Raw genomic sequence first — 13,541 nt, 5'->3', positions numbered from 1 at the left:
CTTTGAAATCGCCGCTTGCCGCCACTCTCGTGATATGGTCCAATGCCACCAATCTTGTTTTGGAATTCTGCAAAGAACCCGATTCATTGAATCCGATATGACCGTTACCGCCAATTCCCAGAATCTGTAAATCAATACCACCCAAAGCTTCGATTTTGGCCTCATAATCGGCACAATAATCCGCGATTTCTTCTTTTGACAAAGTGCCGTCAGGAATATGGACGTTTTGAGGTAAAATATCTACCTGGTTAAACAGCAATTCTTTCATAAATCGCACATAGCTGTTTATCGAATCCGGTTCCATCGGGTAATACTCATCCAAATTGAATGAAATTACGTTTTTAAAGCTCAGTCCTTCTTCTTTGTGCAAACGCACCAATTCAGCATATAATCCCTTTGGGGAAGAACCCGTTGCCAATCCCAATACGCAGGATTCATTGTTTTCCTGTTTTAGTTGAATAAGGTTTGCTATTTCTTTTGCAACAGCCACCGAAGCCGAATTTGAGTTGTCAAAAACCACCGTGTTGATGTTCTCAAATCTTTTTTCAAATCCTGTCGACTTATCTATATTGCTCTTTAACATTTTTTGATTTATTATGTTACTGTTTTTTATTTATAAATTATAAAATTCTATTGCATTTCCTCCCCAGAATTTATCTTGTTGTTCCTTCGGGAATTTCGAAAAATAATGCACTAAAATCCCACAAGACTGCTCATAGGATGCCGCAAGTAAACTTACTGGCCAATCACTACCAAAAAGCAAACGATTCATTCCAAAAGCTTCTGTAACGACATCTAGACAATAGGTAAAATCAGATTCTTTCCAGTTGTTCCAATCGGCTTCGGTAACCAAACCGGATACCTTACAAAATACATTTGGACAATTAGCAATTTCACGAATTCCTTTTTCCCAAAGAGAAAAATCAGATTGCTTAAAATCCGGTTTTGCCAAATGGTCTATTACAAACGACTGTTGTGGAAATCGTTTTACCAATTCAACAGCATAAGGCAAATGCATGGGGAAAATCAATAAATCATATGTGAAATTATATTTTGACAATTTTGATATTCCCTCACAAAAATCGTCTCTTAACAAAAAATATTCTTCTGGTTCCGCCTGCACTATATGACGAAAACCTTTCAGTTTTTTATATTGTGAAAAATACTGTAAACGATTTTCTAAATTTTTAGATCTAATATCAATCCATCCCACAACTCCTTTGATCCAATCATTTACCGAGGCCAATTTCAATAGAAAATGAGTTTCTTCTTCACTTTGATCTGCCTGAACAACCACACAGCCATCGATACTATTCTCTTGTAGTAATGAATGCAAATCTGAGGGCAAAAAATCCTGTTGAAGTATCTTCATATCATCATTAATCCAAGAATCTTTTACCGGATGAAATTTCCAAAAATGCTGATGACTGTCAATTTTCATAAATAACTACAATTATATTTTAATGAATATGAAATGCTCCTAATATAATCTCCAATACAAGAATGCATTTTTACAACCGTAATTTATTTACTGTAAGCTACAGCCAATTGTTTGCTAGACCCCAATCCTGCCATTCCTAATTCAATCACATCTCCTGCTTTGATATAAATAGGCTCTGGTTTAATTCCCAAACCAACTCCTGGAGGAGTTCCTGTACTGATTACATCTCCTGGAAGCAACGTCATAAACTGGCTTAAATAATGTACTAAAAAAGGAATTTTGAAAACCAAATTTAATGTATTACTGCTTTGGAATATTTTTCCATTAACCGTTAACCACATTCGTAAATTGTTGACATCTGCAATTTCATCTTGTGTTGCCAAAAAGGGTCCAAGTGGAGCAAATGTGTCACATCCTTTTCCTTTGGCCCATTGTCCGCCACGTTCTATTTGAAAAGCTCTTTCACTGTAATCATTATGCAAACAGTATCCTGCCACATAATCCAAAGCATCAGCCTCTTCCACATAACTCGCTTTTTTGCTTATCACAAAAGCCAATTCGATTTCCCAATCTGTTTTTTCGCTGTTCTTTGGTATAATAACATCATCATTTGGACCGCATAAAGCGGTAGTTGATTTAAAGAAAATTATTGGTTCTTCCGGAATTGGAGCATTGGTTTCAAGGCAATGGTCCACATAGTTTAGACCAATACATATAATTTTTGAAGGCCTAGCTACAGGAGACCCCAATCGAACAGCTGCGTCCACTTCAGGTAAAACAGGATTACTTTCCAACACTTTCTTTAATTTTTCCAATCCATCATTTTCAAAAAATGCTTCATTGTAATCAGTTACAATTGATGAAACATCAAATCTTTTTTCCCCGATTAAAATACCTGGTTTTTCTTTTCCAACTTCTCCAAAACGTATTAGTTTCATTTTCTTGCTGTTATTATATTACACTTAGTTATTGCCTATATTGTACTGTAAATCAATCACTCTTCATACGCCCTTTCATTCAAAAAGCTTTATTTTAAAAGCTATATATTTTAGTAAATCGTTTTAGAAAATTATCTAAAATTCACCCTCTCTTTTCCAATTTATTTCAACATTATTGAGACTAAAAAATAATTTCTAAAACTACAAGTATATTAGCATAAAACAATTAGATTCAATCAAAACTATTGGCCGTACCCATTTTACCTCAACCTAATCCTGTAATCTATCTTATATTTATGTGGCCAAATTAAAAACAATTGATACCGTATATTTTTTACTAAAATTATACTACTTTGAAACTCTAAAGATATAATGACTAAATTATATTTACTAACTCAATATTATCTTTATTTAATTCTTATTTGTCCATAATTCTAAAAATTGCATTAAAGCGGCCAGTGGAGAAATTATCCCAAAAGCGGTGCAATTAAATCAGGATGATTTCATCCCATGGAAACGTGGAGTTTCATTATAAAAAATTAGTATAATTTTAAAATATAAAAATGATGTTTTCATTACAAAATAAAAAGGCGGTAATAACAGGAGGCGGAAGTGGAATAGGAAAAGCTATTTCGGTTCTATTTGCCAAACAGGGAGCCGAAGTCCATATTGTTGAATTGACTCAGGAAAGCGCACAATCAGCAGTCGAAGAAATAAAATTGTCTGGAGGAAAAGTGTTTTCCCACGCCTGCAATGTGGCCAATCAGCAAGAAGTATCGGCAACATTCGAGACAATCGGAGCTATCGATATCTTGGTTAACAATGCTGGAATCGCCCATGTGGGGAAAGTAGAAACCACTCCAGAAGCCGACTTTGATCGCATCATGAGCGTAAATGTAAAAGGTGTTTACAACTGCTTGCATTTGGCTGTGCCACAACTAAAAATTTCAGGCGGAGGAGTTATTTTAAATATGGCTTCGATCGCAGCTTGGGTAGGGATCCCGGATCGATTTGCTTATTCTACGGCAAAAGGAGCTGTAATGGCAATGACTTTATCCGTAGCCAGAGATTATTTGGGAGATAATATTCGTTGTAATTCGATTTCTCCGGCACGAGTTCACACTCCTTTTGTGGATGGATTCATTTCTAAAAATTATCCTGGTCAGGAAGCTGAAATGTTTGAAAAATTATCAAAATCACAACCCATTGGCCGTATGGCCAAACCGGAAGAGGTGGCTGCTTTGGCATTGTTCTTATGCAGTGACGAAGCTGGTTTTATTACCGGTTGCGATTATCCAATTGATGGCGGTTTTATTAAATTAAATAATTAATTCGAAGTCGTTAGTTGATCTAAACAAATTACTCTGCACTTTCAATGCAGAGTTCTGCACTTTCAATGCAGAGTAATTTGTTTTATGGGGTACTGGACTTCATACTTTATCCCTATCTAATATAGGGAGCCAATGTATGCCCTGTAAATCGTCAGCAAAAAGTGGACTGATTTAGACAAAAAATAAGAGAGTGTTTTTGAAAAAAAGTTGCACAAACGTCATAAGAAGAAATCATTTTTTAAAGTGACATAAAAATGACCCCTAGAATATAAATTAGCCATATTTGGGAAAGCATAAGTTAAACGCTTAATCTCAGGATTATGTTTTTTTTTATATAATCCTTTTTTTTTAAACTTTTTTGAATCTTGAATATTTCTATATTTGACATTTTTTCATATTTTCCTCACTCTTTTTTGTCTTGGTAGTTCCATTTGAAGCTTGAATATGTATTGAAGTATGCGGCCTATCTAACCTTTTTGTAGATGCTTTGAAATAGCAGATAGGAATGATGATTAAATTGATAATTGTCGATTTCAAACCATTAAGATTCAAACTCCTTATTTCTAATGTGGATTCTTGGCTAAAATACCATTTCCAACAAAAAAAACCTTAAACATTAATTGTTTAAGGTTTTTTTTTATAATGAAGACGGGAGCTGACCCCATAAAATCAAGATTATGAATTTGATAATTTTTTTAAAACAATCTAATTCAAGTCCTTAATATTACTTAATATTTACTTGTTTTTGTTTTTTAATGTTAGATCAAATACAAACCAAGCGAATGTAACAATACCTATTGCAAATAAAACATCACCAAAGGTACGCAGCCATTTTAATGTAATCATGGTAGGGTCTTGCATTAATTCAGATGAACGAGCAAACCACATTCCTTTTTCGATGCTTTCAATGGCTTGCCAAATTCCAATTGGAAGCAAACTCATTGTAGCCATTAAAAACAGACCAATATTAAGTGACCAGAAAGTGGTTTTGATTAACTTGTTGTTCCATAAGGTGTTTCTATACAAACTTCTTAGCACAAATAACATCAAACCAATTCCCAACATTCCATACACTCCAAACAATGCGGTATGACCATGAAGAGGAGTAGTATTCAAGCCTTGAACATAATACAATGCTATTGGAGGATTAATGATAAACCCAAATATACCAGCTCCAAGGAAATTCCAAAAAGATACGGCAAGCATGAAATAAATTGGCCATTTATAATCATCAACCCAAGCTGTCGCTTTAGAAAGTCTATAGTTGTGATACGCTTCATATCCGATAAGGGTTAACGGTACCACTTCCAAGGCGCTAAAGGTAGCTCCCAAAGCCATAATGGCACTGGGTGTCCCTGAAAAATACAAATGGTGAAATGTTCCTAGAATTCCTCCAGACAAAAAGACTATCGTGCTAAACAATACATTCAATGTGGCAGTTTTTGTTTTCAATAGGCCCAAACGAACAAAAAGGAATGCAATTACCACTGTTGCAAATACTTCAAAGAATCCTTCCACCCACAAGTGGACTACCCACCATCTCCAATATTCAGCAATGGCAAGATTGGTTTGTCTTCCCCACATTAATCCGGCAGAATAGAAAAGCGCAATCGCGGAACATGAAATTAAAAAGAGAATGATAAGATTTTTTTCTTCTGTTTTTCTTTTTAAAATAGGAAGTAGAGGTCGAACCATTAAAGCCAACCACAAGAAAAGTCCAACCAGTAAAAAGATTTGCCAAAAACGGCCTAAATCAACATATTCATAACCTTGATGTCCAAACCAAAAATTTTGCACTAAGTTTAGTTTTTGCATCACTCCAAACCATTGACCGATCATGGATCCAACCACTATTATGAGCAAGGCAATAAACAAAAAGTTGATGCCAAAACATTGAAATTTAGGATCTTTGCCTGCAACTGCCGGAGCAATATACAATCCTGTTGCAAGCCAGGCTGTCGCTATCCATAAAATGGCCAATTGGGTGTGCCAAGTCCTGGTTACGGCGTAAGGCAGAAATTTGTCTATTGGAATTCCATACAAACCATTTCCTTCGACGCCATAATGAGCAGTTATGATTCCCAATAGCACTTGTAAAATCATGAGCAAACTTACCACCCAGAAATATTTTTTCACCAAATACATCGATGGGGTCATCCCTTGTTTTAAAAGCGGATCTGATGTTGGTATTGGTAAACTTTCCCCTTCACCAGATTTTGCATGATAAAAAACCAATAATCCAATACACAAAATCAAGGTAATTATACTGACTCCGGACCAAGCCATTAAATCGGTGGTGGCTTTGTTTCCCACCAAGTCATCTGCAGGCCAGTTGTGTGTGTATGAAATATCAGAATTAGGTCGTTCTGTAACTGTTGCCCATGTTGCCCAAAAGAAAAATGCATTCATTTTATGCATTCTATTTGCGTCTTTAATGGCATTTTTTGGAATAGCATAGTCATTTCGCAATTTGTCAAATTCGGGAGAATTCATAAACAAACCTTCATAATAATGACTTAAATATTGAATGGCCAAAATCCTGTTTTCAGAAATAGTTATTGTTTTTGTTTTCTCATCGTATCTATTGGTTCTTAAATCGGCTTGCAGACGTATTTTTAGAGCAGCTTGCTTTTCCTTGTCCAATGCGTCAAAATCTTTATTGAAATCTTTTTGCGCATAGCGATTCAATATAAAAACGGCTTCTCTATGAAGCCAGTCGGCAGTCCAATCTGGGGCTACATAAGCACCATGCCCCCAGATGGTTCCCACTTCTTGGCCTCCCATACTTTGCCAAACATTTTGACCGTCTTTAATTTCCTGACCGCTAAAAATGACTTCCTTGTTTTCTGAAATTATTTTTTCGGGAACGGGTGGTGATTGTTGGTAAATTTCATAGCCATAATAACCTAAAACTCCAAAGGAAAAGACCGCTACTATTAACAATCCAATCCATAATTTTTTTTCTTGACTCATAATTTTTGATTAGTTTTTTTGTGATAATTCTTTTTCCAATTCAATAGCTTTTGGAAACAAAATATTATTCTCCAAATGAATGTGAAGGTGTAAATCTTGTTCAAATTCTTTGAGCAATGCAATGGTTACGCGATAGGTGTTGCAGGCATCTTCCGGCGGTGTATAATTATTGCTCAATGTTTCAATTTTTCTAAATCGATCTCCTTCTGTGGTGTGTTCATCCATCATCATTTGGATGGGGTTTTGTACAGTACCAAACTGGGGTGCTTCCCATTGGAAATTTTCTTGTTTGGTTTTAACCATTTTGCGTATACTTGGAAATAAAATAAGCTCTTCTTTTTTCATGTGCATCGCCAACTCACCGGCAGTGGCATTGAAATGTTCTTTGATTTCAAACAATTCTGGATGATGCTCTCCGTGAACTCTACAAATTTTATCTAAGTAGGGTTTTATTTCCAGCGTTTTTTCTTGCACATAAAGATGGTGTTTTTTTTCGATATAATCTGCCAATAAATCTATAGGCCAAGATTTATAATCGGTTGTATTCTCTGATTGGGATTGTGTGAGTGCATTCAAATCTGAAACAACTAATTGGTCATCAATTTTTTTTGCCTCACAAGCATCATTAATGGTTCTGTTGCCTTGACAGCAAAAGTCAATACCGTATTTTTTAAATACTGATGCAGTTCGGTAATCTTTCGCTACCAATTCGCCTATAATCTGGTTTTCTTGAATATTCATTTTTTTATAATTTAAAGTTTTATGATAATAGGTATATTTTTTATGATTATATTGGATAAAAATGTCCACTATTAAGTTAATTTTTTTTTTTATCGTTTTAAAAAAGTCAATTTTTTTTCATGATTCATAGCCAATGTTTTTACAGTAGTTGTTTCTAACATTTTTTTAAGTTCATCCCTAATTAGTTTAAATTGATCATGTACAGGACAGGGCTTTTTTTCATCACATTTTTTTAATCCTAGACCACAACCATTGTAAATTGAATCTCCATCAATTGCAAAAACTATTGCGCTCAGCTTGATCTTTTCTATTTTTTGAATATCCATTGAGAAGCCTCCTGTAGGTCCTTTGTCGGAGTTTATGATAACATTGCGGCAAAGCTGTTGCAGTATTTTTGAAGTATAAGCAGTTGGTGATTCTATTGCTTCTGAAATTTCTTTTAAGCCTGCTTTTCTTCCAGCCAAAGATTGTTCAGCAATGTAGATTGATGCCTTAATGCCATATTCACAAGCTTTTGAAAACATTTATTCTTTTTTTTACAAGGCAAATGTAAGCTTTTATTTTTAATAATGGACTAATTTGTCCATTATTAATTTGCAGTATAATGAAAACCAGCTCGCTCGGATCAGCCCGTCTAAGTATATTCAAGACTTTTATCAAATCTGGAACAGTTAATATTTCTTTTTGCTGTTGAAGAGCATTGATTAATAATTTTTGAAACTCTGAAAATTCGGTATCGGTCAAATCTTCCATTTTAAAACTGATGGGTAATTTTAGCGGTTCGGACACCAGTATCCGTTTCAACTGGGAAAGCTTAAGCTTGATTCTCATCAGCTGTGGTGTTCTTGCTGTTATTGATAAAATCCCAGTCCTCTCCGTTTAGACCGTCCTTTGTCATGTAGAACAATCCAGCTTTGTATCGGTCGTATTTGCTCACGTCAACTCTGTCATAGTTGAAGTAGTCCTGAATATCGGTAACAACCTGCTCGTGAAGTCGATTATCTTCAATGTAAATCACAAAATGATTGTGATAGCCTTTTCTGTTCGTGAATGGTTCGGATTTAAAAAACAGTCGTAGTTCTGTTGCATTGCCATATTTCTCAGCCAAATAATCATAAAGTCCGTGCATCTGCTTAAAACAGCTGTTCCTGTTACGCTCCAGCTTGTACGCCACCGTAAAGAAGAAACTCCAGTCCATTTGCCAAAAGGTATGCTGTAAACTCTCTTTATCCGCTAGACAATCAATAAGGTTTCTCATGGATTGGTTTTCCTGTCTTAGGATTTTGTTCTCATCGAACATGATTTCGGAGTCAAAATATCTGGCGTGGTCAGCTGGAAACAATCGTTTTCCATTTTTAAATTGGATTTCGCTCCATAGTTCTTCATTCTTGTTGTAGAATCTGTAAATTGTACTTTTACTTGATTTTGTACTTATAATAAATTCTTTTATGTTTTCATATTTCATTTTGTTAGTTGATTAATATCTCGTTATTGGTCAGATACAGGAACTCCATACAAGGAGGTTAGTCAAGCATCTTTACAATAAATACTAACAAAGTTTCAAAAGTGTAGCTTTATGGCACTTTTTTTTCAAAAATATTTTTTTTCTATGAAAATAAGTGTTCCAAAGTGAGACACTCATCTGTGGAACTTCAAAAATTAGTACAATTTTCGTGTACCTTATCAATGGTGTTGGTTGAAATAGGTACACAAGCCATAGCACGGGGAGGTAAATTGAAGAACTAAATTGAGGAATTTAGTATTGAAATAGCAGATACGGGGAGGAGGTGGGGTCTTGAATCCTAATTTGCATTTTTTTTAGGGCTTCCCAGCGATTGCAGGCTAATCTGGGTACATGATTTTAGTCTTTGGTACGTTTTAAATCGCTATAATGGCATTATAAAAAACAAAAACCACTCCGTTTATGGAGTGGCTTTTATCCTTTCTTTTGCGTTTCAATATCAAGGAATATATTTTTCTATTTCTACAACATTATCTTTTATTGTGTATAAAAAATTTCTCTCGTGCCATTTTATGCCATCTTCTGTTGCTTTTACCATAATTGCATTTTCGTTTGTTTCTTTTATTAAAACATCTATTCCAATAGCACCTATCAAAACACTTCCGTTTTCAATTTCTTTCTGAATGTTATTTTGAAAAACATCAATTGCCTTTTTAGCAGTAAAATCACTATCGTCATCATTGTAAATTCCTAAAGTAGAAAGCTCTCCTTCTGAAGACAAAACTGAAGCGTATGGGAAAAACTCCCCAAGCTCTTCTAAAAACTTTTGCGCTTGTATAAGCATTAAATCTATTAAGTCATCAAAAGTTTTATCAATATTAGTATCCATATTTATTAATCTTTTTATCTATTATAATTTAATAACTAAATCATGTTAGGGTCAGGAGCTGGTTTTGGAGCTGGTTTTGGAAGCTCTGGCTTTTGAACGCCAGTACTTTCAATAACTGTTGGTGTAGCAACATTATAAGTATCTATTTTATAGTTACCATTAGTTAAATTCTTCGACAATTTTGCCCCTTCATTAATAATCAATCTCGGAATTCCTCCTCTTGCATTTGAAATTGCTCTTTGTAGCCTTAATTGCGAGGTTTCACCTTGATATTTTACATTTTTAACTTCAACAGTCTCCTTGTTACCTGTTTTCTCAAAAGAATCAGGAATTGTTTTTCCACTTTTTCCTGTTTTAGGGTCAGTTGCTTCGTAAGGTTTAGTGTTTTTTTCTAATCCATTTTTAGCAAGCTGCTCTGCTTCAGAAGCGTTACCCCTTGCAAAATCTTTTAATTGAGTCTCTGAAAATCTACCACTTCCTTCTGTTGCTCTTCCTGCTACTTCAGATGTTTTACCAACTACTTCAGATGTTTTAGCACCAACTTCAGCACCAACTTTAACAAATTCTGCCACACCAAATAGCGGGCCAAGTTCACAACCCTCTAACTCTCTACCCATTCCAAGCTTATTCTCAGCAAAAGCATATGTTGAGTTATAAGCGTACTCTTCTGCAAGTGGGTCAATAGACATGAATCTTCCAATCGCATAATCATAATTTCTCCACTTAAAGCTATCCCAGTTCAGTCCCAGCTCGTCTTGACGCTCTTGCCCTTGAAATTTATACTTTTGCGCTTCACTATTTCCTCCTCCATTTGATGGATTGTATCCTTCATGCTTTAACCCAAAAGGATAATAATTACTTTCCTCCACAATTTCCGTAGTTACAATCGAACCGCTTTTATCGGCATCACTGTAACTCAATCTTATGTTTCCTAAATGGTCTTTATATTGAAAAACATAATCCCCAATACCATTTGCACTTCCCTGCTTTTGATTAAAATACCCCTCAGCAGTTGGGAAAAACTGCAAATTCCAAGTTCCTAAATTCGGTTTGGTGTATTGATACCCTCCCAAATAGTTAGTATTAGTAACTACTGTCCCTTGTGTTACATTTTTTTCCAGTTTTTTTCCAGTTGCGTTGTAAATATACTCTATTGCTCCTGTCGTACCAAAAGTTATTTTGGTTGGTAAATTTAACTGGTTATAACTAATTGCAGTAATATTTTTGTTCTTATCTGTTATCATATTTCCGTTGGCATCATAGGTATAATCATCCCCTGTTTTGTTACCGTCAATAAAACCTTGGCCATTATTACCATTTGGACTATCAGTAACTTTTATCAGTTGATTACCATTGGTTGTGCTATACTCATATGCCAAATCATCAATTTGAAAAACCATCGAAGGTGCATCACTTGTCCCAAAACGTTGAAGGGAAATTATATTACCATTTTTATCATAACTTAAACTCTCATTATAAGCCCCTGATACGGGAATCGCATCGCTCGGTTTTTGATAAACGGCACTTTTCAAGCGATTTAAATTATCATAAACATAGCCATATTTACGTAGCGGTGCATCAGTTCTCCAATACGTTTCGGCTATATTCCCGTTATATAACTCTTTTACTCCAGATACCGTTCCTGCTATTGTATTATAATTGATTTTAAACCCAAACAAATCTTTTTCTGTAGTATTCAAAACTAAATTGTTGGTAGGATCATTATTGATTCCGGTCATCCAGCCTCTTATATTGTAGGTGTAATCTACTTTTTGCAAAGGCATACTGCTGGTATTACCTACTTTTTTACTGGTCAATTGCCCCAATTCATCATAGGTATTATCTGCCAATAGTTGTATTGCTCCTCCATTTATTTGGTGGGTGTGCGTAAGCAAACGGTCTTGCGGTGAATACGTAAACACCTCTTTTACCACAAGTTCTGTATCAGCAGTGGTGCGTTTGTGTTTGTTTATCGTGTATTGCAATTGTCCGGAGAATGCATCCAGTTTACTGTCTGTATTGGTATAACCTCCCAAATAATTTGTCACTGCACTGCGAATGGGTCTTGCTTTCGCATCGTAAAAAATAGCGGATGTTTCCCCCAAAGTTGCCGAAGCCATGGTTATGGCTCGTGTCCAGGATCCTGTGGCAAGTGTCTTGGTGTTGGTCAAAACGTTTTGTCCTTCTACCGTGGTAGGAATGGCAGGAACGTTTGGAAACACATAATTATCATAATAATTGACCGTAAGGAGTTTGATTCCCGTTGGGGCAATCATATTGGTATAAAAAGCAGGAATCCCGTCAATCACCCCCGATGTCTGTTTGGTCTCAAACAAAACTGTGGCATTATTTTGCGCATACTGCAATGATTTCCTTGTTGATGAATCAGAAGCATAGTTATACCAACCCGTATATACCGGCCTTCCAAAAGCATCATACTTAGTAATCATCCACCCCACAGCCGTGTCATCTTTAAATGGCGAGTTGGCTGGTCCAGTTGCCACAGGACGATCAAGTTTATCATACACTATAAACTCCCACTCCTTGCCCGGCAGTTTTTTCTCCGCCAAACGATTGCGGTTGTCGTATTTGTATTGGTAACACAACCCGTCCAATTGACCAGCCCCATTAGTAAACATTGGAGGCAGAACATAGGTCAGATTACCATAACTGTCATAGACATAATAGGTATCGTGTTTTGTAGTCGATTCATAGGTTCTCTTCAACACAACTTGTCCTTCTTTGTTTTTGAACTCTACAGTACTCCCCAACTTTTCATCTGTTGGAGTAGCTGCCGAATTCTCATCATAAGTAATGGTTTTATACAGCTGGTTAGCTTCATAATTCCCTGCATCCGAAAATGAAATATCATACAATCCCGATCCGGCATTCCAAGTGGTTGTGGCTTTATACAATTTAACCTCTGAACCTGTATTGGTTTGATAATCAATTTTTATTTCGTGGCCTGCATTCATAGCCCAATCAGTACCTGGGGCTGCCTGTTTCAACACCCTATTGAGTGACGAGGATTCTAATTTTTTCTCCGAGAAGGGATTACTAGTATTATCATAAATCGCTTTGTTATAATACGAAGTTGTCCCCGTTAAAGCATTTTCGTCATATTCCATATTGGATACTTTACTCGCAAACGGTAAATAATCTTTTATTTGTCTGCCAAAATCATCATAATCAATATGTGTTATAATATCCTTTCCAGAAGCCGATTGTTGATTGCCTATTTGCTGCATGGGTCTGCCCAATCCATCAAAATAAGTGATATTCACTTGAGCTTTAATCGGATTGGGATCTACAAAAACAGTTGTTGTAGGTTGTTTGTATGTAGACGTTATAATATAATTTTGATCCAGAGAGGGTAACTTTATACTTCCACAGTCTGTTCCTGTCCCTTTTATCAAAGGGCAATTATCGGTATTATTAAGCACATAATTACTACCTGGATTTGCACATTGCTGTAAAAAACTAGAAGGATTTCCTAATCCATCAGCGTCAAGATCGGCATACCATTTTGTATTCGGGTTTATATTGATATTGTTATCAACACAATCGGTATTGTTAAGGACGTATTTCACGGTTAACGTACTGGGATCACTACACTGGGTTAGGAAAGTTGAAACTGTCCCAAAGGTATCTTTGTCACCATCGAGATACCATTTTGTATTCGGGTTTATATTGATATTGTTATCAACACAATCGGTATTGTTAAGGACGTATTTCACGGTTGACGTACTGGGATCACTACACTGGG

11 protein-coding genes are annotated in these 13,541 nt (G+C 35.7%); 1 reads left to right on the top strand and 10 read right to left on the bottom strand.

The features are described from left to right. The 3 genes from DOS84_RS18695 to DOS84_RS18685 all read right to left on the bottom strand — a co-directional run. On the bottom strand, positions 1-583 hold a 583-nt coding region (locus DOS84_RS18695), incomplete at its 3' end, for a 6-phosphogluconolactonase (RefSeq protein ID WP_207802081.1). A 30-nt stretch (positions 584-613) separates the two neighbouring features. After that, positions 614-1,441 carry an amidohydrolase family protein gene (locus DOS84_RS18690; protein WP_111411623.1) on the bottom strand — a complete coding sequence of 276 codons (828 nt, stop codon included), beginning with the start codon at positions 1,439-1,441 and terminating at the stop codon, positions 614-616. A gap of 83 nt (positions 1,442-1,524) precedes the next feature. Then, entirely contained in the window at positions 1,525-2,379 is an 855-nt protein-coding gene (locus DOS84_RS18685; RefSeq protein WP_111411622.1) for a fumarylacetoacetate hydrolase family protein, read from the bottom strand. Between the two features lie 566 nt (positions 2,380-2,945). Here DOS84_RS18685 and DOS84_RS18680 point away from each other — a divergent pair. Next, positions 2,946-3,710 (top strand): SDR family NAD(P)-dependent oxidoreductase, encoded by a 765-nt coding sequence (locus tag DOS84_RS18680; protein ID WP_111411621.1) that lies wholly within the window; start codon positions 2,946-2,948, stop codon positions 3,708-3,710. Positions 3,711-4,445: 735 nt separating this feature from the next. Here DOS84_RS18680 and DOS84_RS18675 read toward each other — a convergent pair. The 7 genes from DOS84_RS18675 to DOS84_RS19160 all read right to left on the bottom strand — a co-directional run. Beyond that, positions 4,446-6,683 carry a nitric-oxide reductase large subunit gene (locus tag DOS84_RS18675; protein WP_207802080.1) on the bottom strand — a complete coding sequence of 746 codons (2,238 nt, stop codon included), beginning with the start codon at positions 6,681-6,683 and terminating at the stop codon, positions 4,446-4,448. Positions 6,684-6,692: 9 nt separating this feature from the next. Further along, on the bottom strand, positions 6,693-7,424 hold the full coding sequence (gene ric, locus DOS84_RS18670; RefSeq protein WP_111411624.1) for an iron-sulfur cluster repair di-iron protein: 732 nt from the start codon (positions 7,422-7,424) through the stop codon (positions 6,693-6,695). Positions 7,425-7,513: 89 nt separating this feature from the next. Further along, positions 7,514-7,948 carry an RrF2 family transcriptional regulator gene (locus DOS84_RS18665; RefSeq protein ID WP_111411619.1) on the bottom strand — a complete coding sequence of 145 codons (435 nt, stop codon included), beginning with the start codon at positions 7,946-7,948 and terminating at the stop codon, positions 7,514-7,516. Then, the gene (locus DOS84_RS18660; RefSeq protein WP_124020668.1) at positions 7,929-8,177 is read right to left on the bottom strand and encodes a hypothetical protein; all 249 of its coding nucleotides are present in this window, start codon (positions 8,175-8,177) and stop codon (positions 7,929-7,931) included. The genes DOS84_RS18665 and DOS84_RS18660 overlap by 20 nt, the downstream gene beginning before the upstream one ends. A gap of 61 nt (positions 8,178-8,238) precedes the next feature. After that, complete coding sequence (locus DOS84_RS18655) at positions 8,239-8,889, bottom strand: hypothetical protein (RefSeq protein ID WP_111411617.1); 651 nt, start codon at positions 8,887-8,889, stop codon at positions 8,239-8,241. 496 nt (positions 8,890-9,385) lie between these two features. Then, complete coding sequence (locus tag DOS84_RS18650) at positions 9,386-9,775, bottom strand: hypothetical protein (RefSeq protein WP_111411616.1); 390 nt, start codon at positions 9,773-9,775, stop codon at positions 9,386-9,388. Positions 9,776-9,810: 35 nt separating this feature from the next. Next, positions 9,811-13,541 (bottom strand): DUF6443 domain-containing protein (locus DOS84_RS19160; protein ID WP_243636407.1); only part of this gene is annotated, 3,731 nt, incomplete at its 5' end.

Source organism: Flavobacterium aquariorum (assembly GCF_003254745.1).
GTDB classification, from domain to species: domain Bacteria; phylum Bacteroidota; class Bacteroidia; order Flavobacteriales; family Flavobacteriaceae; genus Flavobacterium; species Flavobacterium aquariorum.
The sequence above is the reverse complement of the archived record's forward strand: the minus strand, read 5'-3'. Positions and strand labels throughout refer to the sequence as shown.

Bases quoted from the DNA above. Each gene is read 5' to 3' on its own strand.
- DOS84_RS18665 (WP_111411619.1), bottom strand. From the start codon at position 7,948: ATGTTTTCAAAAGCTTGTGAATATGGCATTAAGGCATCAATCTACATT.
- DOS84_RS18680 (WP_111411621.1), top strand. From the start codon at position 2,946: ATGTTTTCATTACAAAATAAAAAGGCGGTAATAACAGGAGGCGGAAGT.
- DOS84_RS18690 (WP_111411623.1), bottom strand. From the start codon at position 1,441: ATGAAAATTGACAGTCATCAGCATTTTTGGAAATTTCATCCGGTAAAA.
- DOS84_RS18660 (WP_124020668.1), bottom strand. From the start codon at position 8,177: ATGGAAGATTTGACCGATACCGAATTTTCAGAGTTTCAAAAATTATTA.
- DOS84_RS18685 (WP_111411622.1), bottom strand. From the start codon at position 2,379: ATGAAACTAATACGTTTTGGAGAAGTTGGAAAAGAAAAACCAGGTATT.
- DOS84_RS18655 (WP_111411617.1), bottom strand. From the start codon at position 8,889: ATGAAATATGAAAACATAAAAGAATTTATTATAAGTACAAAATCAAGT.
- ric (WP_111411624.1), bottom strand. From the start codon at position 7,424: ATGAATATTCAAGAAAACCAGATTATAGGCGAATTGGTAGCGAAAGAT.
- DOS84_RS18675 (WP_207802080.1), bottom strand. From the start codon at position 6,683: ATGAGTCAAGAAAAAAAATTATGGATTGGATTGTTAATAGTAGCGGTC.
- DOS84_RS18650 (WP_111411616.1), bottom strand. From the start codon at position 9,775: ATGGATACTAATATTGATAAAACTTTTGATGACTTAATAGATTTAATG.